Here is a 26,574-nt window from a genome sequence, read left to right on the forward strand (position 1 = left end):
AGCCTTGTCGCTTCAGGTCTTTTTTTACATTTGAAAGCGCATTTACACAATTTTAAACTTTTTACATGGAGCTTACGTTTTGGTATAATGAAGGTGCAAAGGAGGAGTGCCCATGCAATTCAGCATTCGAGGTCAACAAATTGAAGTGACCGACGCTTTGAGAGAGTATGTTGATAAGAAGCTCAGCAGACTTGAGAAGTATTTCGATGCGCCCCCTACCCAGGAAGGCTTCGTAACCCTCAGCGTTATACGTGGTCTTCATACGGTGGAAGTAACGATCCCGCTGGCCGGCGTCACGCTTCGCGCGGAAGTTCGCAGCGATGATATGTATGCTTCGATCGATGGGGTAGTGGACAAGCTTGAGCGCCAAATCCGCAAGCACAAAACCAAACTCAACCGGAAATTCCGTCAGGAAGGGAGCTTGAAGACGCTATTTGTAGAAGGCGGATCTAGCGGTTCCGTCGCCGTGGAAGAACAGGATGAAGAATTGGAGGTTGTGCGCAACAAACGCTTCACATTGAAGCCGATGGACGTGGAGGAAGCGATCCTGCAAATGAATATGGTGGGACATAATTTCTTTGTATTTTCCAACATTGACACTTCCGAAGTAAGCGTTGTGTATAAACGAAATGACGGCAAATACGGTTTGATTGAACAAGGTTGACCTGAATTGATCGGTAAGTAAGGCTGCCTCTTTTCGAGGGTATCCTTGGATAAGCTGAAATGTCATCTTTATGAAAAAAATCCCGAGCCCTTATTCGCATGAAGCGAATGGGGCTCTTGTGCGTATATATATGAAGGTATGCCTATACAGGTAACTTCTGCTTGTATTGCGGCATCCCTTACAAACTGTTACAATTTATGAAGCAGCGGAATCGATGAGGTTAAGCGGCCCTTTCAATTTTGTGAGGATGGGCTGAGGTTCCACCATCTGTGTTGCATGAAAGGGGTTAACCATGCTAGGACTTGTTAAAAAAATATTCGGCGACACGAATGAACGCGATGTCAAACGTCTGCTGAAGACGGTCGAAGTCATTAACGGGCTGGAGCCTGAATTCGAGGCGCTGTCCGATGAAGCATTGAGAGCCAAGACTGAGGAGTTCCGGGCCCGGATTGAAAAAGGCGAGACGGCGGATGAACTTCTGCCCGAAGCTTTCGCAACCGTGCGCGAGGCTTCGAAACGTGCGCTGGGCATGCGGCATTTCGATGTGCAGCTCATCGGAGGGATGGCGCTGCATGAAGGCAGGATCGCCGAAATGAAGACAGGTGAAGGAAAGACGCTGGTCGGCACCCTGCCGGTATACTTGAACGCTCTCCTTGGAAAAGGCGTGCATGTCGTTACGGTCAATGATTACCTGGCCCAGCGTGACAGCGCCCAAATGGGACAAATATATAATTTCTTGGGCATGACGGTCGGGGTTAACCTGAACGGCATGGACCATGCCGATAAACAGAATGCATACGCCTGCGATATTACGTACGGCACGAACAACGAATTTGGTTTTGACTATTTGCGCGATAACATGGTGCTCTATAAGGAGCAGATGGTGCAGCGTCCGCTCTTTTTCTGCATCATTGACGAAGTGGACTCCATCTTGATCGATGAAGCGCGGACGCCGCTCATTATTTCGGGACAAGCCGAGAAGTCGACGGAGCTTTATTATGCAGCCGACCGTTTCGTGAAGAGATTGCAGCCGGAAGAGCACTACACAGTGGATATTAAGGTGAAATCCGTCGCACTGACGGAAAAAGGCGTGGCGATTGCCGAGAAAGCCTTCGGTATCGAGAACCTGTACGACCACAGCCATGTTACGCTCAACCACCATATCGTCCAAGCCTTGAAGGCCAATGTCATTATGCGCCGGGATGTCGATTATGTGGTGACAGACGATGAAGTAGTCATCGTTGACGAATTTACGGGACGCCTGATGGCGGGACGCCGCTACAGCGACGGCCTGCACCAGGCGATCGAAGCAAAGGAAGAAATCCAGGTACAGAACGAGAGCATGACGCTCGCTACGATTACGTTCCAGAACTACTTCCGCATGTACCGCAAGCTGGCCGGCATGACCGGTACGGCCAAGACGGAAGAAGAGGAATTCAAGAAAATTTACGGACTGGAAGTTCTCCAGGTGCCGACGAACAAGGCGAACCAGCGCGCGGATATGCCGGATGTGGTCTACAAGAGCGAGAACGGCAAGTTTAACGCCGTTGTCGAGGAGATTGTGGAACGTCATAAGAAGAACCAGCCGGTGCTGGTTGGTACGGTATCGATCGAGAACTCCGAGCGCGTCTCGGAAATGCTGAAGCGCAAGGGCGTCAAGCATCAGGTGCTTAACGCCAAGCATCATGCGGCGGAAGCGGAAATCATCTCGCATGCGGGACAACCCGGCACTGTGACGATCGCAACCAATATGGCGGGCCGCGGTACCGACATCATTCTGGGCGAAGGCGTGGCGGAACTCGGCGGACTGCATATCATAGGTACCGAGCGCCATGAATCCCGGCGGATCGATAACCAGCTCCGCGGCCGGGCGGGACGCCAAGGCGACCCGGGCTCGACGCAGTTCTATCTGTCGCTGGGCGATGAACTGATGAGACGCTTCGGCGCGGATAATGTGCTGAATATGATGGAGCGCCTCGGGTTTGAAGAGGACCAGCCTATCGAGAGCCGGATGATTACCCGTGCGATTGAATCGGCTCAGAAACGGGTCGAAGGCAATAACTTCGACATCCGCAAAGTGGTTCTCCAATATGACGATGTCATGAACCAGCAGCGCGAAATTATTTATAAGCAGCGCCGTGAAATTCTGGAATCGGAGAATATTAAGGACATCGTCGTGGAAATGATCCGTCCGGTCATCGAACGGGTTGTGGAAGCGCACTGCAGCGACGACATCCCCGAGAACTGGGAGCTGCAGGAAGTTGCTGATTATGTGAACAGCAAGCTCCTTGACGAAGGCTCCCTCACCCGCGATGATCTGTGGGGCAAGGAAGCCGACGAGATCGTGGAATTCATCTTCGAGAAGGTGCTGGAGAAATACGCAGCCCGCGAAGAACGTCTCGGCTCCGAGCTCGTACGCGAATTCGAGAAGGTTATCGTGCTGCGCGCCGTCGACAGCAAATGGATGGACCATATCGACGCGATGGACCAGCTTCGCCAAGGGATTCATCTGCGTGCCTACGGCGGGACCGATCCGCTGCGGGAGTACCAGTTCGAAGGCTTTGAGATGTTCAATGCGATGACGGCGACCATCCAGGAAGAAGTGGCGACCTACATCATGAAGGCTCACATCGAGACGAACCAGGAGCGTCAATCCGTTGTCGAAGAGAATAAAATCTCGACAAATGGCGAGCCTGCCGAGAAGCGTCCGGTTGCGGTTGGCGCCACGGTGGGACGCAATGATCCTTGTCCTTGCGGCAGCGGCAAGAAATTCAAGAACTGCCACGGACAAAATGCTTAATTTGATTAATCCGCCGATGAAAGTCGGTATGATGAAAATGAGGAACGGCTGGGCCGGGGAGATTCCCGTAAGCGGCTCGGCCGTTTCTTCTTGATGAATATAAACATTTCTTTAATCGAAAGGTGCAGTGAGTACATGATTGATCCAAGTGTAAAGCAAGACTTGCGCGAAATCGGCAAGAAATTAACCAACCTTAGGGGGTCTCTTTGACTTAGACCTTAAGCAGGAAATGATCGCCAACTTCGAGGAGAAGATGGCCGCTCCGGATTTCTGGGATGACAACGAGAAGGCGCAAGGCGTTATTGCCGAAATGAACGCTGTTAAATCCAGTGTGGATCAATACCAGAAGCTGCAGCAGGAATATGACGATGCGCTGCTGATGGCGGAACTTGCGGAAGAAGAAGGCGACGAGGAACTGGCTGCCGAGATCGGAACGAATGTCCATGCGTTGACCGGTAAGCTCGAAGAATTTGAGCTGCAGCTTCTGCTCAATCAGCCTTACGATAAGCTTAACGCCATCCTGGAGCTTCATCCGGGCGCAGGAGGAACGGAATCTCAGGACTGGGGCCAGATGCTGTACCGGATGTACACACGCTGGGCCGAGAAGCGCGGTTTCAAGGTGGAGGTTCTGGACTACCTGCAGGGCGATGAAGCCGGAATCAAAAGCGTAACTTTGCTGATCAAAGGCTATAACGCATACGGTTACCTGAAGGCGGAAAAAGGCGTTCACCGTCTGGTACGCATTTCCCCGTTCGACGCCTCGGGGCGACGGCATACATCCTTTGTATCCTGCGATGTGGTGCCGGAAATCAATGAAGACATCGACATCGAGATCCGCACCGAGGATCTGAAGATTGATACGTACCGGGCCACCGGCGCCGGCGGCCAGCATATCAACACCACCGATTCGGCGGTCCGGATCACCCACCAGCCGACAGGCATAGTCGTTACCTGCCAGAATGAACGCTCCCAGATCAAGAACCGGGAACGTGCGATGACGATGCTGCGTTCCAAGCTGTATGAGCGCAAGCTCGAGGAACAGCAGCGCGAGCTGGACGAGATTCGCGGCGAGCAGTCCGACATTGCCTGGGGCAGTCAGATCCGCTCTTATGTATTCCACCCGTACAGCATGGTCAAGGACCATCGCACATCGGTGGAGACCGGGAACGTCGGCGCCGTCATGGACGGCGATCTTGACGCTTTTATCGACGGATATTTGCGCAGCCAGATCAAGACCGAGGCGGAGTAACGGATGACGTCAACGAAAACAAGGGGCAGGCCGCCGCTTATTCCGCTGAACGGTCCGCTCCGCCATCTTGCGGATACAACCATGATCACCGTCGGCTCGCTCATTACTGCGCTCGCCTTCAACTTGTTCATGCTGCCGAACCGGATCGCTTCCGGCGGCGTATCGGGCTTGTCGATTCTGGCGAAGGCGTGGTTCGGGGCGGAGCCGGCTTTTTCCCAGTGGGCGCTAAATATCCCGCTCTTCATCCTTGGCGTGCTCATCCTGGGCCGCAGCTATGGACTCCGGTCGCTGCTGGGCAGTATTGTTCTGCCGCTGTTTATCTACTTGACCAAAGACGGCCCGGTGCCGACTACAAACCCTCTGCTGGCTTCGATCTACGGAGGAATCGGCGTCGGACTCGGTCTCGGGCTTGTCTTTCGCGGACGCGGATCGACAGGGGGCCTTACGATTCTGGCGCAGATTATCCAGAAGCTGACCGGTTTCAGCTTCTCCCTGTCCGTCGTCCTGCTGGACGGTACGGTGATTACGTTGGCGGCATTCGTGCTCGGGATGGAGCAGGCCATGTACGCTCTGATCGGGCTGTTCGTCACAGGCCGGGTCATCGACGCGCTGGAAGTCGGCTTTAGCTACACCAAGGTAGCCTATATTATTTCGGATCATACCGAGGCGATCTCGGAAGCGGTTTTGCATGATTTGAACCGGGGGCTGACGAGGCTGGATGCCCGAGGCGGATATACCGGCGACAACCGCACGGTGCTGATGGTGGCCGTCGGACAGAATGAGACGACCCGGCTGAAGGCGATTGTCCGGTCGGTAGACCCCGGAGCATTCGTTATTATCAGCGACGCACATGAGGTGCTGGGCGAAGGATTCAAGAGAGAAGCGTAGTTTTTCCTATAAATATTAGGAGAAGCGGCGTTTCTTTTTTTCAATAGTGGGAGGTGGAAATGGCACATGATAAGGGTGGGGAAGCCGGAATAGCAGCAGGCTATAAATGTTACATAATCTGTTGTATTTATATTAATCCGGTTGTATAATAATACATATTTCTAAGGACGGCGGATAAGGCGATTTATCCGGTATAATGGAGAGAAAAGGCAGAAGGGAGCCGGGAGATGACGGTGGAAGGCAAGTTAAGAGCGGCAATTGTGGGATCGACGGGATATGGTGGCGTGGAGCTGATCAGGCTGCTGCAGGGGCATCCGAAGGTGGAGATTACCTCGGTAATTTCCTCTTCAAGTGCGGGAGAGCCTATTGAAAATGGGTTCCCGCATTTAACCGGCGTGTTTCATAGAAATCTGGACGGCGTGGATGCGGCGGAGATAAAGGAGAGGGCGGATGTCGTGTTCACGGCGACGCCAGCGGGCGTAAGCGCCAAGCTCGCTCCGCAGCTGCTGGAGGTGGGGCTTAAGGTCATTGACCTGTCCGGCGATTTCCGGTTGAAGGACGGCGGCGAATACGAGCGCTGGTACAAGCATCCCGCTCCGGAAGAGAGTTATTTGCAGCAGGCGGTTTTTGGCCTCTGTGAGGTGTTTGGAGATCGCGCGGCCGGCGCGGAGTTCATCTCTAATCCGGGCTGCTATCCTACGGCGACGCTGCTTGGTCTGATTCCGGCGCTTAAGGCAGGATGGATTAAGCCGGAGAGCATCATCGTTGATGCGAAATCGGGCGTATCGGGCGCCGGACGCGGCGTGAACGTGGGCGTTCATTATGCGGAAGTGAATGAGAATTTCAAAGCCTACAAGATCAACAAGCATCAGCATATCCCTGAAATTGAGCAGACTCTTACAGAGATTGCCGGGGAACCGGTGACGGTAACCTTCACGACGCATCTCGTTCCAATGACACGGGGGATTATGGCGACGATGTATGCAGGGATGAACGGAGCTTACAGCGAGCAGGATTTTGTCGATTTATATCGTAACTATTATGAGGGAAGATCTTTTGTCCGTGTGCGGGATGCCGGAATTTGGCCGGCGACGAAGGAAGTCAGCGGGTCGAATTATTGCGATATCGGATTTGCGGCGGACGCCCGCACAGGCCGGGTCACGATTATTTCGGTAATCGATAACCTCGTAAAAGGCGCTGCGGGGCAGGCGATTCAAAATCTCAATTTAATGATGGGATGGGAGGAAACCCTTGGGCTCGGTTACACGCCTGTGTATCCGTAAAGCTTAGCGGGAAACAAGACATGAGCGAGAAGCTGTACACCGTCGTGGAAGGCGGAAGCATTACGACACCGAGAGGGTTTACATCCGGAGGCCTGCACTGCGGCTTGAAAAAAACCGACCGCAACGACCTCGCCGCCATACTGTGCGAGGTGCCGGCGACGGCAGCGGCGGTATATACAACGAATCTGTTCCAGGCAGCCCCGCTCAAAGTATCGCGGGAGAGTCTCGGCAGCGGCGTTCTGCGCGCGGTTGTGGTCAACAGCGGCAACGCCAATGCCTGCACCGGAGAGCAGGGCGAAGCCGATGCCTATGAAATGCGGGCGGCAGCCGCCCGGCACCTGGGAGTAAGCGAGGACGAAGTGGCGGTTGCATCGACTGGCGTTATCGGCGAGCTGTTGAAGATGGATCGCGTGCGCGACGGCCTGGCCGCGCTTCCGGCGAAGCTTTCAGGCGACGCGGACGGGGCGGAGGAGTTCTGCCAGGCGATTTTGACGACCGATCTGGTGAAGAAGGAATGCTGCGTGAAGGTCCGAATCGGGGACACGGAAGTCCTGATCGCCGGCGCGGCGAAGGGCTCCGGTATGATTCATCCGAATATGGCCACCATGCTCGGCTTTATGACAACGGATGCCGTTATTGGGCAGGAGGCGCTTCAGACGCTGCTGCGTAAGGCGACGGACACGACTTTCAATATGATTACCGTAGACGGCGATACGAGCACGAACGATATGCTGGTGTCGATGGCCAGCGGTCTGGCCGGCAACGAAGAGCTGGATAGGCGGCATGCGGATTGGGAAGCTTTTGAAGCGGCGTTCACGCATGTGTGCCGTCATCTTGCGATGGCGATTGCCCGAGACGGCGAGGGCGCGACCCATTTGATCGAGGTGCGGGTAAGCGGGGCGACCGACGAAGCGGCTGCCCGGGCGATTGCGAAGACGATCGTTGGCTCCAGCCTGGTCAAATCCGCTATTTTCGGCGCGGATGCGAACTGGGGACGGATTATTGCCGCAGTCGGCAGGGCCGGTGTTCCGGTCACGGTCGACAAGGTGGATATTTCGCTCGGAAATATCGAAGTGCTGCGCCAGTCGAAGCCGGTCGTGTTTGATGAAGCGGAAGCATTGGCCTATTTGCAGGGCGATACCACGCTGATTACAGTAAATCTGGCGGACGGCGAGGGCAGCGCCATCGCTTGGGGCTGCGATTTGACCTATGATTATGTGCGGATTAACGCCGCATACCGGACTTAAAGACGGCTGTTTCCGGCCTTTTTAAAAATATTAGAAGGCATATTTCAGCCTTTGATAAGGAAGGATAACGAAACTCATGACGCAAAATGGTGCTTTCAAAGAGAATAGCGCGGGCAATGAGCGAATGTTCGTGATGAAGTGCGGCGGCAGTACACTGACCGCGCTTCCTGACTCTTTTTTTGATGAGCTTCGGCATCTGCAGGAGGATGGGGTCAAGGCGGTTATCGTTCACGGCGGTGGCCCGGCGATATCGGACAATTTGGCTCGTCTTGGCATTGCGAGCAGCTTTGTGAATGGCCTGCGGGTGACGACCGAGGAAGTGCTCGACGTCGTGGAGATGACGCTGTCGGGCAGCATCAACAAGGCGATTGTAAGGCGGATTCAAGGGAGCGGCGGCAGGGCGATCGGCCTGTCCGGCGTGGATGGCAACCTCATAACAGCAGCTCCCGTAGCGAACAGTAACGAGGTTGGACTCGTAGGCTATGTGACCGAGGTGAAAGCGGAAATTGTGGCGGGTATTCTGGCGCTCGGTTACATTCCGGTAATTGCGCCGCTTGGCGTTGACGCTGCCGGTCAGCGGTATAACATTAACGCCGATACGGCGGCCGGTGCGGTCGCTTCCTACATGCAATCGCCGCAGATGATTGTGGTGACGGATGTGCCGGGCATTCTGACGACAGCGGAAGATGGCAGCAAAAAGGTTCTCCCTTCGGTAACGGTTGCGCAGATCGATCAAATGATCGACAGCGGCGAGATTTACGGGGGAATGATCCCCAAGGTCCGGTCCGCGGTAGACTGCATCCAGGGCAGCGTATCCGAGGTCGTTATCGTCGACGGCAAGGAGCCGGGAGTGCTCAGGCGGGTACTGTCTGGAGAGATTATCGGCACACGGATCGTGCGGGGTTAAGGAAAGTAGCGGAAAAGCAGGCAAACGGCATAGCACGGGATTATACGGAACGCCGAGAGGCCTGCTGGATTCGGGGCAAATCAAATCATGCCGGCAGTCGCGACAAGCGGCGTGTGCGGGGGGAGAGTGAATGGAAATGAGCAAGCTTACGCAGGTTGAGGGCCATTCTTTGAAGGAAAAGCAGGCGGCAGACACGGGAACGGGAATCAGCACGGCGGGTCAGCCGGTTTCATCCGGGAAGTTGGAACATGTTTTTCCTTCCTATGCGAGATTTGATATCAGTCTGGTTAAAGGCAAAGGAAGCTGGGTATGGGACGATAAAGGCAATAAATATCTCGATTTCACCTCCGGTTTGGCCGTAACCAGCCTCGGGCATGCTCCGGAGAAGGTCGGAGAGAAGCTGAAAGCCCAGATCGACACGCTGTGGCATGTGTCCAACCTGTTCCACAACCCTGGGCAGGACAAGGTGGCTGAGCTGCTGACCGCCAATACCTGCGCGGATCAGGTGTTCTTCTGCAACAGCGGAGCGGAATCGAACGAAGCCGCGATCAAGCTGGCGCGCCGCTACCACCAGAAGGTGAAAGGCACAGGCCGTTACGAGGTCATTACATTCAAGCAGTCTTTCCACGGGCGCACGCTGGCGACGCTTACGGCAACGGGACAGGATAAGGTCAAAGACGGCTTCCTGCCGCTGCCGCAGGGCTTTGTGACCGTACCGCTGCATGATCTTCCGGCGCTTGAGGCGGCCATCGGCGAGAACACAGCGGCGATCATGCTGGAGATGGTGCTGGCGGAAGGCGGCGTGCTTGAAGTGCAGCCGGAGTTCCTGAACAGCGTTGTGGAGCTGTGCAAAAAGCATGGCCTTCTGCTGATCGTCGATGAGGTGCAGACCGGGATGGGCCGCACGGGCAAATTGTTCGCGCATCAGTATTACGGTATTGAGCCGGATATTTTCACGGTTGCCAAAGGCATTGCGAGCGGCTTCCCGGCGGGCGTGATGCTGGCGAAGGGCTATCTGCGCGAGGCGTTCACTCCGGGCAGCCATGCCACAACGTTTGGCGGCACGCCGCTGGCGACGGCGGTTATAGCGGCGACCATCGAGACGATGCTGGAGGATAATCTTCCGCAGCGCGCGGCCGAGTCCGGCGAGTATTTGACCGGGCTGCTCAAGGAGAAGCTGGCTGATTGTCCATTCGTGGTGGACATCCGCGGTAAAGGTCTGCTGATCGGCATCGAGTGCCAAGCTCCAGTGTCAGACATCGTTCTGGCCGGGCAGTCCAAGGGGCTGCTGTTCGTCACGGCGGGAACCCATGTCATCCGTCTGCTGCCGAACCTGTACGTGAGCAAGGAAGAAATCAATCAGGCGGTGGACATCCTTTCGGAACTCATTCATACTTATGCTAACGAACACAAGGCTTAAGCGACAGAGCCTGCAAGCATTGATATATTTGCGTAGTTTTAAGCAAGATTAATAAGGAGGAACGGATTCATGGGTCAGGGCGTCACGGGCAATACACAGGGGATCGAGCTCAAAGGCCGGGATTTTCTGGAGCTGGACGACTACACGACGGAAGAAATCCAGTATCTGATCGATCTGGCGATCGAACTGAAGCGCAAGCAGAAGAACGGTGAAGTGTATCAGCCGCTGAAGGGAAAGACGATCGGTCTTATTTTTGAAAAATCATCTACACGCACGCGCGTATCCTTCGAGGTTGGCATGTATCAGCTGGGCGGACATGCTCTGTTCCTGAGCAAGAATGACATTCAGCTTGGACGCGGCGAGACGGTAAGCGATACGGCGCAGGTCATGTCGCGTTATCTGGACGGCATCATGATCCGCACATTCGGGCATGACAAGGTCGAAGAACTGGCGCGCTATGCTTCGGTGCCCGTCATTAACGGCCTGAGCGATCTGGCGCATCCATGCCAGGTGCTGGCGGACTACCAAACGGTTTATGAGCACAAAGGCCGCTTGAAAGGCCTGAAGCTTGCCTACATCGGCGATGGCAACAATATGGCGCATTCCCTGCTGCTGGGCGGGGCGAAGCTTGGCGTACATGTGTCGGTTGCTGGACCGGAAGGCTACGAACCGGATGCTGCCGTTGTGGCCAAGGCGCGGCAAATTGCCGAAGAGACCGGCTCCGAGATCGTCATCACGCGCAGTCCGGAAGAAGCGGTAAAAGATGCCGACGTCATCTACACGGATGTATGGGCCAGCATGGGCTTCGAGGAAGAGCAGTTGGCACGGGAAGCGGCATTTAAGGATTACCAGGTGAACGAGGAACTCGTCAAAGGAGCGAAGAGCGACTTCATGTTCCTGCACTGCCTGCCGGCCCACCGGGGCGAGGAAGTGACCGCCGGAATTATCGACGGACCGAACTCCTTTATTTTTGATGAGGCGGAGAACCGGCTGCATGCCCAGAAAGCGCTGATGGCCGCTCTGATGGGCTAATCCGTCCTTGACTTGACATAAGCACAGCGAGAAATCCCTTAAGCAGAAAGGAAGACATTTGTAATGGCAAAAGAAAAAATCGTGCTCGCCTATTCCGGCGGCCTGGATACCTCAGTCATTCTGAAATGGCTGAAAGAAACGTATGACGCGGAAATTATCGCTTTTACGGCCGATATCGGCCAGAAGGAAGAGCTGGACGGTCTGGAGGAAAAAGCGCTCGCCACAGGCGCGTCGAAAGTCTATATCGACGACCTGCGTGAGGAATTCGCCAAGGACTTCATCTACCCGATGTTCCAGGCCGGAGCGCTGTATGAAGGGCAGTACCTGCTCGGCACCAGTATCGCCCGCCCGCTGATCGCCAAGCGCATGGTCGACATCGCTATTGCAGAAGGCGCTACGGCAATTGCTCACGGCGCGACCGGCAAGGGCAACGACCAGGTCCGCTTCGAGCTTGGCGCGGCTGGACTTGCTCCGAACATCAAGGTGATCGCTCCTTGGCGTCTGGAAGAATTCCGCAACCGGTTCCCGGGACGCGCGGAAATGATCGCCTACGCGGAAGCGAACGGCATCCCGGTTCAGGCATCGGCTGCGAAGCCGTATTCCATGGACCGCAATCTGCTGCATATCAGCTACGAGAGCGGCGTTCTCGAAGATCCGTGGTTCGACGCCAGCGCGCCGGAGAACAAGGAAATGTTCCTGCTGACGAACGCGCCGGAAGACGCTCCGGATCAGCCGGAGTATATCGAACTGGAATTCCTGAAAGGCGACTGCGTTGCCCTGGGCGGCGAGCCGCTTGCGCCTCTGCAGGTGATGGAGAAGCTGAACGAGCTGGGCGGCAAGCACGGCATCGGCCGTGTAGACATGGTCGAGAACCGCTTCGTCGGCATGAAGAGCCGCGGGGTATACGAGACTCCGGGCGGCACCATCCTGTTCACCGCGCATCGCAAAATGGAGTCCATCACGATGGACCGTGAAGTGATGAACGTCCGCGACAGCCTGATTACCCGTTACAGCACGCTGGTGTACAACGGCTTCTGGTTCGCTCCGGAACGCACAGCGATTCAGGCGCTTGTGACCGAGAGCCAGCAGAACGTAACCGGCACGGTACGGCTCAAGCTGTACAAAGGCAACATTATCGCGGCCGGCGTCAAGAGCCCGGTCAGCCTGTACAATCCGAATATCGCGACGATGGAGGCCGATCCGACGCAGGCCTACGATCAAGGCGACGCTACCGGCTTTATCCGCCTGAACGCGCTGCGCTTGAAGGTTTCCACAGGAGTGGCCGAATCGGCGAAATAAGGCAACCTAAGCAATAAGATATACCCGGGACTAGGGAGCGGAAATAGATTTCCCATAAGCCCGGGTTTTTCCATGAAGGCACACGGAAGAGGCATATTTGAGAAGGAGGAATTAAGCGGTGAGCAAGCTGTGGGGTGGACGTTTCACCAAAGGAACAAATAAGCTTGTGGAGGAGTACACAGCCTCCATCGGCTTCGATAAAGCGCTGGCGGAAGAAGATGTGCAGGGCAGTCTGGCGCATGTGACGATGCTGGGCAAATGCGGGATTTTGCCGCAGGAAGATGTAGAGACGATTAAGCAGGGACTTCAGAAGGTGCTTGAGAAGGTTCGCGCCGGCGAAGTCGAATTTTCCGTGTCGGATGAAGATATTCATATGAACATCGAGAAGCATCTGATTCAGGAGATCGGACCGGTCGGCGGCAAGCTGCACACGGGACGCAGCCGAAACGACCAAGTGGCGACGGATATGCATTTGTATTTGCGCAACCGGGTCGTGGAACTGACAGACCTGCTGCATGGGCTGCAGGAAGCACTGATTACGCAGGCCAAGGACAATGTGGAGACGATTCTGCCGGGTTATACGCATCTGCAGCGGGCCCAGCCGATTCTGTTCGCGCATCATCTGCTCGCCTATGTATCGATGTTCCGCCGGGACGCTGAGCGGCTGACGGACAGCTACAAGCGCATCAATGTGCTGCCGCTGGGCGCCGGAGCGCTGGCGGGAACGACTTTCCCGATCGACCGGCATTTTGTGGCGGAGCAGCTCGGCTTTGACGGCGTGTACGAGAACAGTCTGGATGCTGTCAGCGACCGCGATTTTATCGTTGAGTTCCTGGCGAACGCCTCGCTGATCATGACGCATCTGTCGCGCCTGAGCGAAGAGCTGGTGCTGTGGAGCAGCACGGAGTTCAGCTTCGTGGAATTAGACGACGCCTTCTGCACCGGCAGCAGCATTATGCCGCAGAAGAAGAATCCGGACGTTCCCGAGCTTGTGCGCGGCAAGACCGGCCGTGTCTACGGCAACCTGATTGGCCTGCTGACGGTACTGAAATCTCTGCCGCTCGCGTACAACAAAGACATGCAGGAAGACAAGGAAGGCATGTTCGACACGGTTGCGACGCTGACAGGCGCCCTGCAATTGTTCGCGCCGATGATCGCCACGATGAAGGTCAACAAGGGACGGATGCGGGAGGCGGTGAACACCGATTTCTCCAACGCGACGGATATTGCGGACTTCCTGGTCGGCAAAGGGCTGCCGTTCCGCCAGGCGCATGAAGTCATCGGAAAAACGGTGCTGTACTGCATCAATGAAGGCAAATTCCTGCTTGATCTGACGCTGGACGAATTCAAGCAGTTCTCGCCGCTGTTCGACGAGAATATTTATGCGGTGCTTCAGCCAGAAGCGGTCGTCAACGCGCGCAACGTGTACGGCGGTACGGCAACCGTACAGGTGCAGGCGGCGATTGGACGGGCGGAAGAGAGTCTGCTCGAAGCGAAAAAATGGGTAGCGGAGCTTGCAGCGAAGCTTTAATCCTGCGATGCCGGACCCAAGGCCGAATCAAGGGGCCATCACGGGTTATTGAATTAAAAATGACATTCAAGCGGTTGTCCGTTTGAATGTCATTTTTTTTCTTTAGGGGGGGATTATCGCGAACTGGCGTATCTGAATGGGGGACTGTTTTGTTTTCAAAAACCTGCAACCGTACATCCTTTTTCAACGCTTTTAATTAAAGAGGGGATATTCCTGCGAGCATACAGGTATTCTGCGTTTAACCAACCGCTATCACCGAAATCGCCTGAAATTCCTGCACGCTCGCAGCCTTTTTCCCGATCGACCAAAGGATCAACGAAAAAAAGATGTACTATAGCACTTTTGACTGCACCGGAAAAGCACCCGGTTTGTGGAGATGAGGAGACCACTATGAAACGGAGAAGAGCAGCCATTTTAATACGTGGATGTATCCTCTCGAAGTGAATGTATCCTATTAAAGTGAATGTATCCTCTCGAAGCGGATTTATCCTCTCGAAATGAACTTATCCTCTCAGCGGCAGCCAGGCCAGCACGTCCCGAATTTTGGCATCCCAGTATCCCCATTCGTGGGCTCCCGGACCCTCTTCATAAGTTAAGGACAAGGAAGTCGTCAAGGCGGCGTCGCGAAAACGCAGATTATCCTCGTACAGGAAATCCTCCGTCCCGCAGCATTGATAGAGCAGCGGCTTCGGTCCCCCTGAGGCGTCCACCTTGCGGATTAAGGCCAACAGGTCCTCGTCGGTGCCCAAGATATCCTCCTTGCCAAAGATCAATTCATATTCCCGTTTGGACATCACGTGACCGTGTCTTGCATACAACTGCGATACATCCAGCGCTCCCGACAGGCTGCCTGCGGCGGCAAAAGACTCCGGCTTCCGAAGCCCCAGCTTCATCGCCCCGTAGCCTCCCATCGACAGACCCGCCACGAAATTATCCTCCCGCTCGGCGGACAGCGGAAAGAACGAACGCGCCAGCGCAGGCAGCTCCTCGCTGATAAAGGTCCAGTAGCTGCCCCCGGCTGCCATGTCCGTGTAGAAGCTGCGGTGCACCTGAGGCATGACAACCGCGGTTCCCATGTCGGCCGCATAGCGCTCAATCGATGTGCGGCGCAGCCAAATAGAGTCATCATCGGATAAGCCGTGCAGCAGATATAAGGTCGGATGAAGGGAGGTTCCCCGGGTAACCCCGCCCATTCCAATCTGCGTCATCGTCCGCTGCGGCAGAATGACCGTCATGGACGTGCTGAGGCCCAAGGTCTCCGAATAAAACCGGCATTCGATCAAAGCCATATCATCAAATCCTCCTCTTTAGCCAAATCATAGCATAGTCTTTTGCCGATATATATTGTAGGGAGTGCCAGATTCTCTCGGTAATACTTATTGTAGGTCTTAGGTCTCTCCGCATATAATGATAAGAGGTCTAGGTCTTAGGCCTATGTACAAACGCGAAATCATCATGTGATCCGGAGGAGAAAATACGATGCGGTTCGGACTCAAACAGGAGCAGGGCTTCACCCTGATCGAGGTGGTGGCGGCGATTGTGATTTTATCCATCGTCTCGCTGGTCCTGACGTCATACTTCGTCCATGCGATGTCCTACTCGAAATCGAACCAGAACAAGACGATTATGGTTAATCTGGCGCGGAACGCGCTTTTTTATATGGAAAAGCAGGATTTCGATGCGGTAAAAAATTATTTCAGCGGACAAGCCCAGGTCGCCGAAGAAGGCGCCGAAGTTGCCATCAAAGGAGGAGACTGCGCTCAGGGATCGTGTCTGCTCCTTCCAGATGAATTTACCGGGTCGCCGGCCGATGTGCTGAATCCGACAATCAATGGCGTTTCTTACACCATCGATATCGTGTATCAGCCGGGTGTATGGGGCAACCAGCCCAGGCCAACGGGCGCTGCTTCAAGCATCCTTGACCAGTTATCCGTCCGGAGCTACTTGCTGCCGGTTAAAGTGAGGGTCACACGCGCGGATGCCGGGAGTCCATCTGCCAATATTGTAGAGGTGGAGGGGTATATAACCGATGAACGAATTCGTTAGGCGCCTAAAAAAGCAGGAGCGGGGCTTTACCCTGGTTGAATTGATCAGCTCGATCACGATTTTTGCCATGGTTGCGGGACTGATCTCCGGCGTGACGATGTTCGGCATGCGAAGCTACCACCAAATTACCGTGCAGAACGCCTTGCGGGACGAGGCCGATCTGATTATGTCCACCATCATTACGAAGCTGTACACCTATGGTCCCGAGCGGGTGCAGAACACAGCCGGCGGCATTGAGCTGACCAAAAGCGGAGCCGCCCCGGAGATCATCGCCGTAAGCGGCAGTGAGATTGTTATTGCAGCGGACGGCACCGGCGCGGATTCCGGCTCCCCGATAGCCGTGCAGTCTGAGCTGGAGGGCTCAACGATTACGCTCATCCAGACAGATGGAAGAACCGCGCCGCTGGGCGCTCCCTATCCATCCGGAACCATTGAAATCAAGCTGGTGCTGAAATATCAAGGAAATGAAGAGGACAGGCTGGAGATGAGCAGTCAATTCGGATTTTAGGAGGTTCGGTGTACAACATGCGGAGGAGCGGTACTTCTGATCGTACGGACATGAGACTTGGGCGGATAGGGGAGCGATTGTCCTCGGAGCAGGGCTCTGCTCTTGTGCTGGTCATGTTCATTGTCCTTTTGCTCACGATTCTCGGAGTCGGTGTGCTCAGCGCCGCAGTCGGCGGGGCCACACGAACCGAAACGCGGGAGAACGATGTGCAGAGCATCCATTTGGCCCAGAAAAAAATTGATGAAGTGATGGCCTATGTAACCGCAGATGTGAACCAAAAAATACAGGATTACATGGGCAGGCCGCAGGCAGAGCTGAACCAGTCGATCCACGATTTTCTGGGGTCCCTTAACGCTGGGAAGAACGGGTTCATCTCCAGTACAAGCCTGAACGGCGCGGCTAACGGAATTACAAGCATTACCTTGGAGAACGCCTCCACGAGCAGCAAGTATGTGATCGTCATCCGGGCGAATGCCACGGTCAACGGCGTTGTGCGGACACTGCAGCAGAAAGCGGAGATCTCAACGTTTCCGGACTTTTTGAATTATTCACTCGGTTCCGAGGGAACGGTCTATTTGAACGGCGCGCCGTATATCGAAGGGAAGCTTTATGCGGGGATTCGGCTGATGTTGAGCCAGGTGGCCAAATATAAATATTTTACCGAATCGACCAAGACGACCTTGTACCCAAGGATAGAAGGAGAAGCGCAGGTGCAGTCGCTCAAGGATATGCGGTATTCCACGGACGGTACGGCTTACAAGGAGATTCCGGTGTCCAATAAAGAGGCGTACTCCCTGTTGGATGACCGCGTGAAGCAGGTGTACGAGAAATCACAGGTCAAGAAGCAGTCCACTTTTGTGCAAATTGACGTCGAGGATTCTTTTCTGGACAAAGTCGCCGAAGCCTCGGGATCAGCTGATAATAAGGCGACGTTCGCTGATATTTACTATGGTGCAGAGGGCAAAGACAGCTCCGAAACGTCCACGCAAAGAGGCGAAAGATTGATAACATCGCTTCAGGAGCCTTCGGGAAACATGACCACATTAAAAATGCCCGCATTGAGCGATTATGATCAGTTGGTTGATACCACCTTGACTGCGGACGAGCTGAAGTGGAAGAAGCAGGAGCTGTATGATGCGGCCGTTCGAGGGTTCAAGCTGAGACTTACGAGTCTCAATGCGAGCACCATTATCGATGGAAATCTGAACCTGGATGGCGCCACCTATAATGAAATTACGGATCTGGACAAGGCCCAGGGCAGCGAAGAGTCGAACTGGATCATTGTCAATGGGGACTTGACCGTGGACAATTCAACGATTCAAGCGAATATGCTCGTTACAGGCAATTTACACATCAAGGGAGAGGTCAAGCTCGACTCCACGATGTTCGTTCTGGGGAGTACAGACATTGTGAACGCCAACATTTCCGGCAAAAATGATAAAGAACTCGTGCTTATATCCAAAGGGTCCGTGCTGATCAACCGAATTGAGGAATTTAGGGATGTGGCGACTCGTTTGAAAGGCTTCTTTTATACGGACAGTACGGCCGAGTTATACGGAGTGGGCTCCATCTTCTCGCTCGAAGGCGGATTTTTTGCCAAAGGCGATTTGACGATTAATGCAGTTGTAGGCAGGGTCTACCCGAGTCCGGGACAGCCGGAGTTTCTGTTTGAGGAACAGCATCAGGAGGAAGAATCCGCTGCACGCTTCGTGATCCATTATAATGAGGATGTCTTTGCCGATCAGCGGGTAGGGCTGCCGAGAGTGACCCAGGTCAATATTCATCTTGATCCGATTGAGCTTATTGCCTTGGCGAAGGAGACGGATCAGACCGGGGACAGTAATTAGTTATAGAGAGCGGAATGAACGGCAATGAAAATCAAAACAGCCGGTTGAAGCTACGCTTCAACCGGCTGTTTTTTATAGGGATATATGCTCGGCCCTGTCAGTAACGATGATCGGCCTTAGCCGGGTCAATAACCTTAATCGTATAATAGGCGGTTACGGTTTCTCCCGTTCCTTTTGAATAGGAAACTTTGATTCTCTCCGTCCCCTCCCGAATGCCATTGATCATGACGGTGGTCTTATCCTTGACTTGGAGCGTAACCGCCGGCGCCTCGTGATTGCCTTCGATTCTCCAGACCAGCTTTTCAGCCAGACTTGAAGGAATATCGCCATAAGGATTGATCGTATGCAGGAACGAATAGAGATTGAACGACTGATCAATGCTAATTTCTCCGTAATCCGGTGAGAATTCCAAATTCGGCTCGGACAATACCTTGATCGTGAATGGAGGGCTTGTGATACCGGCTGCCGTCACAACAATCTGGACGCCAGCACTAGGCTGGATGCCTTTAAACTCTACCTTTTTACCGGTAGCATCAGCTTTGGTCCCGCCTTGATTATCGGTGAAGCCGCCGTAGTTGATGTCTGCTTCATTGACAAGATGCCATTCATATTGTTCCTTATCGGCATCCGGATCGGGAATCGCGGTCAACGTAATCGTATTATCGACATATACCGTTGAAAGGTACCCGATGGTCAGGGAGTTTAGCCCGACGGTGATCTCCTTGGTTGCGGTAATGTCTTCGATAGACTGATCGCTGGTTACCGAGACGGTGACTGTGTATTTACCTGTTTTATCTGCGGAGAAGCTGGCCGATCCCTGGCTGCCTGTAATCGGAACGCTCTTTCCCGTGTTATCCACGGCGCTCCACGTATACCGTACGCCGGTATCATTCGAATGAGAATAAGCCGCGGTCAAAGCCACGCTTTCGTTAACGACTGCTTTATCCTTGTCGGCTGTCAGGCTCAATGTGCGGGTGTTCCTTTCGACCGCTATCACAGTCATCTTCGGAAAAGAAAGGGTAGTCCGTGACGACAAGGGTGACGGTGATGCCGCCGAGACCGGATGGATGTCGACAAAGCTGACTTCGGAAGTGTCAAAATGATACGTTTTGGCCACGGCTGCCCGCACATCAATGCTGAAGACGATGGGGTCGGGAGAGTCAGGCACGTAGGTCTTAACCCCGTCGACCGTCTTCAATGTATAGGTGATGCTGCCCAGCGATTTACTCAGTGTATAGCCGGACGACGCATTGCCGGAAACGCTGATCCCTTCAGGCCAGTCGCCGTTTCGATCCAGGTTCGCAGGCAATGTCTCAAGGAATCGGATATCCGAGATGGTCAACGCCTCTGAGGATTGATTGGAGGTCCCCGCCTGATCGAATGGAATGGACTTCGGCTTCACCGAGTACGTAATGGTAAACGCCTCATCCTTGGCAACCTCGCCGCCAGCGCTGACGTTGGACGACAGTGTACGCGTCAGCTCCAGATTGGCGGATGCCTTAAGGACCGTGATATTAACGTTTGCCACGGCCAGCGCCCCCTGCTTATCCCGGGCGGCGATTTCAATGGTCAGCGGCCCGCCGTCTGGAAGCGGATTGGCGAAGGTTTCATGGACTGTTTTTCCTGACAGTATCTGGGTTTCAGGCATGCCGGGTTCCGTTAAATATTCGCCATTCGATTTGAAACGGACAGTCGTATATAATTCCTGATCTTCGGGGTCCGGATCTTCGACCTTATAGTCGACGGTAATTGTATTCTGATAAGTAGGCACCGTATCGTTCTGCTGCGGTAAATGAACGGTGATCTCCGGTCTATGGTTGGAACCAGCGTACGCTTTATACATCATATTAACGAACAGCTGTTGTTCCCAATCCGGGAAGTGACTATTGCTGGGCGTTCCCAAAATATGTCCGGTGGCGGAATACGTAATATTGCCCCTGCTGTAGGTATAGTAATGATTCGCACTGTCTTCGCTGTCCCGACCCGCACCGATCACGTTATACCACGGAATAATCGACGGGTCCTCCAAGTTAATCGGATAGGACGAATTATGGGCTGTGGAAATATCCGGCGTAATGATATCAGTCTGCTGGTTATGGTCATTAAGCGTGCTGAGATAGAACGGATAATGGGCGAGCAGACCGTCGTTGACGGGTTTGACCGATTTGGCGGCGTAAGGAGCATTCATGTCAGAGTTCTTCTGCGGATCAATCTGCCCGGCGAGATCCAAAAAATATTGTTCCCATGCTCTGGCCGCAGGGCTGTTCCCGTGATACACCGCGTCGCTTGCCAAAATAACGCTCTGTTTCGTATCCCTGGCGTATTGCAGAACGGCTTGTGCAGCTTGATCCGTGAGGGCAGTATTTCCGGTGTTCCGGAAGCCGAGAATCAGCATATCGTAAACGCCGTTAAGCCCGTAGGTGCCATCCCGTTCATACCTGGCTGCGATTTCATTGTTAAACTCGGAGTCTGTTTTGACGGTAATGTTGTATTTGTAATCTTTCGTATCCAAATAACTCTGGTTCATGTTATTGGGGTCTTTCAGGCTGCTCGACCGCTCACTGTTGCCTACAGACGGCACTACCTGCAAAATATTCACAACCTTCTGCTTACCCCGGAACCGGATAACGCCGCTGTCGTAATCTTTTAATTTATTGGCACTCAAGTGGTCGGTGATCTCCAGCTTCCAGTACAACAAGCCGGATGCCGCATCGGGAAGCTTATAGGCAATCTCTCCATTGGGGCTTTGATCCAAAGTTGAAACGGCTACGACCTGCGACTCCTTAACGGGAACCGATTTATCCGGGCTTATGTACAGCTTGACCCCAATCGGGTGCGTTTTCAAATCTTCCACATTGGCTGCATTAAATCTAAAATCCAGAGTGTCGCCGGGCTGGTAAAGGTAACTCTGATTTCGGCTATAATCGGTAATGTCGCTCTTATTGGTAATGGTGAGACGCGGGCGCTGCTTCAGCAGGGGGAGAAGGTCGGTGGTCCCGATGTTAATTTCTTTAATGAGCGCGCTTAATTCGCTGCCGCCGACAAAACGGACATTTGGTCTCGCAGGATCGGTACGATACTTGTTGAACGAAGTGTACAGGATGCTGGTCGGGCTCTCCAAATACCCGGTGTCTAAAATAACGAGAAGGCCTTTATTGATATAGTACTCGGTAATTTCCTTTGCTTTCAGAGCAGTGATGTCGATCAAGTCATCGGATTTTCCGGAACCGCCATTCTGAGCGGATGCACCCTCACCGATATAGACCGCGTCGTATTTTCCGTCAAAATCATCGCGCAGCGAAACAAACCGGTTCATGCTTATAGTGTCAACGTGTACATTGTCGGCGGTTAACGAATCGAGATCGCTCTCACCGCTGCTAGTAACCTCCAACATGCGGATGGTATAGACAAAGGGGTCTGCATTGACCTTTTGCACGAGACTCATAATAGGCATCGCCAGAAGGCCCAGAAGGGCAAGGCACGACAGTAATAAAAAAATTCTGGATTTGGTAAGCTTCAACACAATCTCTCCCCGGTTTCCATATAAAAATCCTTCTGACAAAAGGTTTCATATTTTTCTAAAATCCTATGAATTTCAAGTGATTTCAATTGTAAAACTACCTATTATATGCTATATATCATTCTAGGATAATTTTCACTGATAGGCAATGATAAGCTGTGAAAAATGTCCCTGATATACAAGACTTTAGAACTATATTTTTTAGTACTAACCAATTTTATCCATTTATCTGGAAACAAAAAATACATAAGAGATTTATCGGTTCCTTTTTGTGAAAATGTAGTGGGAATTGCCTACTCCAATTACTAAAATTTAAAAGTCCTGCAGCCGATAAACAATTAGACACTACACGGCATGGAGATGAGTTTGCGTTGGCCATTGTGAAAAAAAGACTTGGTGACTTGCTGGTAGAGAACGGGATCATCTCGCAGGAGCAGCTTGAGGAAGCGCTTGTCGAACAGCGCAAATCGAAGCGCAAGCTCGGCGACCTGTTAATCTCACAAGGCTATATTACCGAGCAGCAGCTGATCGAAGTGCTGGAATTCCAGCTGGGCATCCCGCACGTAAGCCTTTTCAAATATCATATTGACCCTGCGATTACGCAGATTATTCCCGAGAGCATGGCCAAACGCTATCAAGTTCTGCCTTTTATGAAAGAGGGCGGCAAGCTGATGGTGGCTATGGCGGACCCTTTGGACTATTTCGCAATTGAAGATTTGCGCATGAGCACCGGATTCCGGATTGAGCCCGCGATCTCCACAAGAGATGAGCTGCAGCGGGCGATCGCCCGGCATTACGGCATGCGCGATTCCATGACCCAGATGATGGGGGAGCTTCCTTCCCAGGAAGAGATTGAGGAAACGGAAATTACCGACGAGGACTCGCCGATTGTCCGTCTGGTCAACCAGATGATCCAGCAGGCGGTGCAGCTTCGGGCCTCGGATATCCATGTGGACCCGGGCGAAAATAATCTCGCCATCCGCTACCGGATCGACGGCACACTGCGCACCGAGCGGCTGATTCCGAAGCAGATGCAGGGCTTCATCACGGCACGGCTGAAGATTATGGCGCGCCTGAACATCGCCGAGCGGCGGCTGCCCCAGGACGGCCGGATCAAGATGCAGTTCGATTACAAGATGGTCGATATCCGTGTATCGTCCCTGCCGACGATGCATGGCGAGAAGATCGTTCTGCGGCTGCTCGACCTGAGCACAGGGGTTAAATCGGTGGAACATCTCGGGTTTAGCGAAGGAAACGCCGAGGCTTTTAAAGCGATGATCGGCAGGCCTTACGGCATGCTCCTGATCACGGGGCCGACAGGCAGCGGCAAGACAACGACGCTGTACTCGGCGCTAAACCAGCTGAACGAAGAGAGCGTCAATATTATTACGGTTGAAGACCCTGTGGAGTATCAGCTGGAGGGAATCAACCAGGTACATGTCAACCCGGGGATCGGATTAACTTTTGCGGCGGGGCTTCGCTCCATACTCCGTCAAGATCCGAATATTGTCATGGTCGGGGAAATCCGGGACACGGAGACGGCGGAGATCGCCATCCGGGCCTCGCTGACCGGACATCTGGTGCTGTCCACCTTGCACACGAATGATGCGATCAGCACCATCTCGCGGCTGCGCGATATGGGAGTCGAGCCGTACTTGATCGCTTCGTCGCTGATCGGCGTCGTATCCCAGCGGCTGGTGCGCAAAATATGCACCGACTGCAAAGAAACCTACGTGCCGTCCCAGCAGGAATCAATCATGCTGGGCAAGTACGGCTTGCAGCGGGAAGTGATGCACCGGGGCCGCGGCTGCGGAAGCTGCAACACGACAGGTTACCGCGGGCGAATTGCGATTCAGGAAGTATTGACGATCGACGATCATCTCCGTCAGCTCATTACGAACTCGGCTTCAGTGGAAGAACTGCGGAGTGCGGCGAAGGAACGGGGATTGGTTCAACTGATGGAAGACGGATTTCTCAAGGTATCCCAGGGATTGACGACACTGCAGGAAGTGCTGCGGGAAACGGTCTCGCATTAATGACAGGAGGAGAATAACGATGCTGTCCGATTCAAGGCAGATTACAAAGCTGCTGCATATGGCTTACTCCTCCAGGGCGTCGGACCTGCACATCTCGGTCGGCTCTCCGCCGGTGCTGCGTATCGACGGCAAGCTGCATAACGTGGAGGGCGGGCTCGTCGGTCCGGCCGAGGCGGAGAAGATGGCGCTCGATCTGCTGGGTCCTGAACAGGAAAAAGAATTTCGGGAAGCAGGCGAATTCGACTTCTCTTATCCGCTGGAAGGCGGTGTGCGGTTCCGTATCAACGTCTACCGGCAGCGGGGAGGGATCAGCATTGCGGCCCGGAGTATTCCGGCGGAAATCCCGACTCTGGAACAGCTTGCGCTTCCGCCGGTGCTGTCATCGCTTGCGCTGAAGCCTCAGGGCCTGATTCTGGTAACGGGGCCGACGGGCAGCGGGAAATCGTCCACGCTTGCGGCGATGCTGAACCATATCAACAAGAGTGAGCGCAAGCATATTGTGACGCTGGAAGATCCGATTGAATTTCTGCACAGCCACGGCACCTGCCTGATCGATCAGCGCGAGGTCGGCCGTGATACGGCCAGCTTCTCGAACGGCCTGCGGGCGGCGCTGCGCCAGGACCCGGATGTTATTCTCGTCGGGGAAATGCGCGATCTGGAGACGATTTCGGCTGCCGTTACTGCTGCGGAGACAGGGCATCTCGTCATGGCGACGCTGCATACGACCGATGCGCCACAGACCATTGACCGGATTATCGATGCCTTTCCGGGGCATCAGCAGAATCAGATTCGCCTGCAGCTTGCCTCCGTGCTGCTGGCCGTCGTTTCGCAGCGGCTGTTCCCGCGAACCGAAGGCAAGGGGCGTCTATGCGCGACAGAGATTCTCGTGAACACGCCGGCGGTCTCCAACCTGATCCGCAGCGAGAAGACGCACCAGATCAAGAACATCATGCAGACCGGACGCTCGCTTGGCATGCATACCCTTGATATGGCCATCCGCGATTACTTATCGTACGGGTTGATTCATCCGGAGGCGGCCAAGGCTTATTTGGCGGAGGTGAGGACCGATGCCACAATTTGAGTATCAAGTCCGGACATCCGGCGGCAAACAGCTCAAGGGAAAGCTGACCGCACTGGACAAGCCGTCGGCGATGGAAGAGCTTCGCAAGCGGGGGCTTACCGTTTTTTCGCTTAATGAGCAGAAGAATTCCATCCTTTCGATGGATATTTATATCGGAAATCCGGTAAAGACGATTCATTTCATTATTTATTGCCGGCAGTTTGCGACCTTGATCCGGGCCGGGGTTTCGATTATCGACGCGACCCGCATTCTGGCGGAGCAGACAGACAGCAAGCCGCTGAGAAAAGCGCTGCAGGACGTCAATTCCAGCCTGATGCGCGGAGTCGCGTTCTCTCAGGCCGTTCAGGAGCATAAGAAGATCTTTCCTTCCCTGTTTGTCAGCATGGTGCGCGCGGGCGAGGAGTCGGGCGATTTGGAGGGAACGCTGGACCGGCTGGCGATGTATTTTGAAAAGCAGCATACGACAACCGAGAAAATCAAGTCTGCGCTGACGTATCCGATCACCGTGGCCATTATGGCGGTGGCGGCCGTCATTTACCTGCTTTGGGCCATTGTGCCGCAGTTCGTCACGATGTTCGAGTCCATGAACGCCGAGCTTCCGGCGATTACGAAGCTGGTGCTGGCGTTAAGCCAAAGCATTCAGGGCCAGTGGTATTATTGGCTGCTTGGCATCATTGTGTTGGTAGCGGCCTTCCAGGTTGCGAAACGGACGGAAAAAGGAGCCTACGCCATCGACTATGCGAAGCTGAAGGTTCCGGTGTTCGGCAAGCTGAACCAGAAGGGCTCGATCGCACAGTTTACGCGGACTTTTTCATCGCTCTACGCCAGCTCGGTGCCGATCCTGCAGTCGCTGAGCATTGTAGAGGAGATCGCCGGCAACCGGGTTATCGGCAAATATATCCGCAGTGCGGGCGATTCGCTTCGTCTGGGCAACCCGCTGTCCGATCCGCTCAAAAAAGCGTGGGTCTTCCCGCCGCTCGTTACGCAGATGATCGCCATCGGCGAGGAGACGGGGGCGCTCGACCAGATGCTTTCCAAGGTGGCGGACTTCTACGAGATGGATGTGGAGAACACGGTGGACCGATTGAAGTCGCTGCTGGAGCCGCTGCTCATTGCTTTTTTGGCAGGAGTGGTGGGAGTTATCGTGGCGGCGATCATGCTGCCGATGTTCAGTTTGTACAGCAATATGGGGTAGACCGGATTAATCTTACTCACA

General features: G+C 54.1%; 19 protein-coding genes. 17 read left to right on the forward strand and 2 right to left on the reverse strand.

The features are described 5' to 3' along the window. Positions 1-112: 112 nt before the first annotated feature. The 11 genes from hpf to argH all read left to right on the forward strand — a co-directional run bounded on the left by hpf (position 113) and on the right by argH (position 14,320). Positions 113-664, forward strand: a complete 552-nt coding sequence (hpf, locus tag G5B47_RS07855) for a ribosome hibernation-promoting factor, HPF/YfiA family (protein WP_025336788.1) — start codon at positions 113-115, stop codon at positions 662-664. A 292-nt stretch (positions 665-956) separates the two neighbouring features. Continuing rightward, positions 957-3,464 (forward strand): preprotein translocase subunit SecA, encoded by a 2,508-nt coding sequence (secA, locus tag G5B47_RS07860; RefSeq protein ID WP_165096397.1) that lies wholly within the window; start codon positions 957-959, stop codon positions 3,462-3,464. Between the two features lie 135 nt (positions 3,465-3,599). Beyond that, positions 3,600-4,713 (forward strand): peptide chain release factor 2 gene (prfB, locus tag G5B47_RS07865; RefSeq protein WP_165096399.1). Its coding sequence is split into 2 segments (ribosomal slippage): positions 3,600-3,671 and positions 3,673-4,713, totalling 1,113 coding nucleotides; the frame shifts between segments, so codons are not numbered across the junction. 3 nt (positions 4,714-4,716) lie between these two features. Beyond that, positions 4,717-5,601: a YitT family protein gene (locus G5B47_RS07870; RefSeq protein WP_165096402.1), complete on the forward strand. Its 885-nt coding sequence runs from the start codon at positions 4,717-4,719 to the stop codon at positions 5,599-5,601. A gap of 227 nt (positions 5,602-5,828) precedes the next feature. After that, complete coding sequence (argC, locus tag G5B47_RS07875; RefSeq protein WP_165096405.1) at positions 5,829-6,884, forward strand: N-acetyl-gamma-glutamyl-phosphate reductase; 1,056 nt, start codon at positions 5,829-5,831, stop codon at positions 6,882-6,884. Between the two features lie 20 nt (positions 6,885-6,904). Next, positions 6,905-8,131 (forward strand): bifunctional glutamate N-acetyltransferase/amino-acid acetyltransferase ArgJ, encoded by a 1,227-nt coding sequence (argJ, locus tag G5B47_RS07880; RefSeq protein ID WP_165096408.1) that lies wholly within the window; start codon positions 6,905-6,907, stop codon positions 8,129-8,131. Positions 8,132-8,207: 76 nt separating this feature from the next. Beyond that, positions 8,208-9,038, forward strand: a complete 831-nt coding sequence (gene argB, locus G5B47_RS07885) for an acetylglutamate kinase (RefSeq protein WP_165096411.1) — start codon at positions 8,208-8,210, stop codon at positions 9,036-9,038. A 136-nt stretch (positions 9,039-9,174) separates the two neighbouring features. Then, positions 9,175-10,458, forward strand: coding sequence for an aspartate aminotransferase family protein (locus tag G5B47_RS07890; RefSeq protein ID WP_165096414.1), 1,284 nt, complete (start codon positions 9,175-9,177; stop codon positions 10,456-10,458). A 69-nt stretch (positions 10,459-10,527) separates the two neighbouring features. Then, the gene (gene argF, locus G5B47_RS07895) at positions 10,528-11,490 is read left to right on the forward strand and encodes an ornithine carbamoyltransferase (RefSeq protein WP_165096417.1); all 963 of its coding nucleotides are present in this window, start codon (positions 10,528-10,530) and stop codon (positions 11,488-11,490) included. A gap of 63 nt (positions 11,491-11,553) precedes the next feature. Beyond that, on the forward strand, positions 11,554-12,789 hold the full coding sequence (locus G5B47_RS07900) for an argininosuccinate synthase (protein ID WP_165096420.1): 1,236 nt from the start codon (positions 11,554-11,556) through the stop codon (positions 12,787-12,789). 118 nt (positions 12,790-12,907) lie between these two features. Further along, positions 12,908-14,320, forward strand: coding sequence for an argininosuccinate lyase (argH, locus tag G5B47_RS07905; protein WP_165096423.1), 1,413 nt, complete (start codon positions 12,908-12,910; stop codon positions 14,318-14,320). A gap of 503 nt (positions 14,321-14,823) precedes the next feature. Here argH and G5B47_RS07910 read toward each other — a convergent pair. Next, entirely contained in the window at positions 14,824-15,609 is a 786-nt protein-coding gene (locus G5B47_RS07910) for an alpha/beta hydrolase (protein WP_165096425.1), read from the reverse strand. A gap of 190 nt (positions 15,610-15,799) precedes the next feature. Between G5B47_RS07910 and G5B47_RS07915 the strand changes: the two genes are divergently transcribed. Genes G5B47_RS07915 through G5B47_RS07925 form a run of 3 tightly spaced genes read left to right on the forward strand, consistent with a single transcriptional unit; the run spans position 15,800 to position 18,721 of the window. Continuing rightward, the gene (locus G5B47_RS07915; RefSeq protein WP_165096428.1) at positions 15,800-16,366 is read left to right on the forward strand and encodes a type IV pilus modification PilV family protein; all 567 of its coding nucleotides are present in this window, start codon (positions 15,800-15,802) and stop codon (positions 16,364-16,366) included. Beyond that, positions 16,350-16,874: a PulJ/GspJ family protein gene (locus tag G5B47_RS07920; protein ID WP_165096431.1), complete on the forward strand. Its 525-nt coding sequence runs from the start codon at positions 16,350-16,352 to the stop codon at positions 16,872-16,874. Before G5B47_RS07915 ends, G5B47_RS07920 begins: the two co-directional genes overlap by 17 nt. Before the next feature lie 17 nt (positions 16,875-16,891). After that, positions 16,892-18,721, forward strand: a complete 1,830-nt coding sequence (locus tag G5B47_RS07925; protein ID WP_165096434.1) for a hypothetical protein — start codon at positions 16,892-16,894, stop codon at positions 18,719-18,721. Between the two features lie 97 nt (positions 18,722-18,818). Here G5B47_RS07925 and G5B47_RS07930 read toward each other — a convergent pair whose 3' ends face one another. Beyond that, on the reverse strand, positions 18,819-22,241 hold the full coding sequence (locus G5B47_RS07930) for a DUF5057 domain-containing protein (RefSeq protein ID WP_165096437.1): 3,423 nt from the start codon (positions 22,239-22,241) through the stop codon (positions 18,819-18,821). A gap of 371 nt (positions 22,242-22,612) precedes the next feature. Here G5B47_RS07930 and G5B47_RS07935 point away from each other — a divergent pair, with 371 nt between their 5' ends. Genes G5B47_RS07935 through G5B47_RS07945 form a run of 3 tightly spaced genes read left to right on the forward strand, consistent with a single transcriptional unit; the run spans position 22,613 to position 26,553 of the window. Then, positions 22,613-24,277 carry a GspE/PulE family protein gene (locus tag G5B47_RS07935; RefSeq protein WP_165096440.1) on the forward strand — a complete coding sequence of 555 codons (1,665 nt, stop codon included), beginning with the start codon at positions 22,613-22,615 and terminating at the stop codon, positions 24,275-24,277. A gap of 19 nt (positions 24,278-24,296) precedes the next feature. Further along, positions 24,297-25,358: a type IV pilus twitching motility protein PilT gene (locus G5B47_RS07940; RefSeq protein ID WP_165096442.1), complete on the forward strand. Its 1,062-nt coding sequence runs from the start codon at positions 24,297-24,299 to the stop codon at positions 25,356-25,358. Beyond that, on the forward strand, positions 25,345-26,553 hold the full coding sequence (locus tag G5B47_RS07945; RefSeq protein WP_165096445.1) for a type II secretion system F family protein: 1,209 nt from the start codon (positions 25,345-25,347) through the stop codon (positions 26,551-26,553). Before G5B47_RS07940 ends, G5B47_RS07945 begins: the two co-directional genes overlap by 14 nt. The last annotated feature ends 21 nt before the right edge of the window (positions 26,554-26,574 follow it).

It is taken from the genome of Paenibacillus apii (assembly GCF_011043685.1).
Taxonomy (GTDB): Bacteria; Bacillota; Bacilli; order Paenibacillales; family Paenibacillaceae; genus Paenibacillus_AQ; species Paenibacillus_AQ sabinae.

What these genes read in the sequence shown, in the direction of transcription:
- hpf (WP_025336788.1), top strand. Translation starts at nt 113, where the DNA reads ATGCAATTCAGCATTCGAGGTCAACAAATTGAAGTGACCGACGCTTTG.
- secA (WP_165096397.1), top strand. Translation starts at nt 957, where the DNA reads ATGCTAGGACTTGTTAAAAAAATATTCGGCGACACGAATGAACGCGAT.
- G5B47_RS07870 (WP_165096402.1), top strand. Translation starts at nt 4,717, where the DNA reads ATGACGTCAACGAAAACAAGGGGCAGGCCGCCGCTTATTCCGCTGAAC.
- argC (WP_165096405.1), top strand. Translation starts at nt 5,829, where the DNA reads ATGACGGTGGAAGGCAAGTTAAGAGCGGCAATTGTGGGATCGACGGGA.
- argJ (WP_165096408.1), top strand. Translation starts at nt 6,905, where the DNA reads ATGAGCGAGAAGCTGTACACCGTCGTGGAAGGCGGAAGCATTACGACA.
- argB (WP_165096411.1), top strand. Translation starts at nt 8,208, where the DNA reads ATGACGCAAAATGGTGCTTTCAAAGAGAATAGCGCGGGCAATGAGCGA.
- G5B47_RS07890 (WP_165096414.1), top strand. Translation starts at nt 9,175, where the DNA reads ATGAGCAAGCTTACGCAGGTTGAGGGCCATTCTTTGAAGGAAAAGCAG.
- argF (WP_165096417.1), top strand. Translation starts at nt 10,528, where the DNA reads ATGGGTCAGGGCGTCACGGGCAATACACAGGGGATCGAGCTCAAAGGC.
- G5B47_RS07900 (WP_165096420.1), top strand. Translation starts at nt 11,554, where the DNA reads ATGGCAAAAGAAAAAATCGTGCTCGCCTATTCCGGCGGCCTGGATACC.
- G5B47_RS07910 (WP_165096425.1), bottom strand. Translation starts at nt 15,609, where the DNA reads ATGGCTTTGATCGAATGCCGGTTTTATTCGGAGACCTTGGGCCTCAGC.
- G5B47_RS07915 (WP_165096428.1), top strand. Translation starts at nt 15,800, where the DNA reads ATGCGGTTCGGACTCAAACAGGAGCAGGGCTTCACCCTGATCGAGGTG.
- G5B47_RS07920 (WP_165096431.1), top strand. Translation starts at nt 16,350, where the DNA reads ATGAACGAATTCGTTAGGCGCCTAAAAAAGCAGGAGCGGGGCTTTACC.
- G5B47_RS07925 (WP_165096434.1), top strand. Translation starts at nt 16,892, where the DNA reads ATGCGGAGGAGCGGTACTTCTGATCGTACGGACATGAGACTTGGGCGG.
- G5B47_RS07940 (WP_165096442.1), top strand. Translation starts at nt 24,297, where the DNA reads ATGCTGTCCGATTCAAGGCAGATTACAAAGCTGCTGCATATGGCTTAC.
- G5B47_RS07945 (WP_165096445.1), top strand. Translation starts at nt 25,345, where the DNA reads ATGCCACAATTTGAGTATCAAGTCCGGACATCCGGCGGCAAACAGCTC.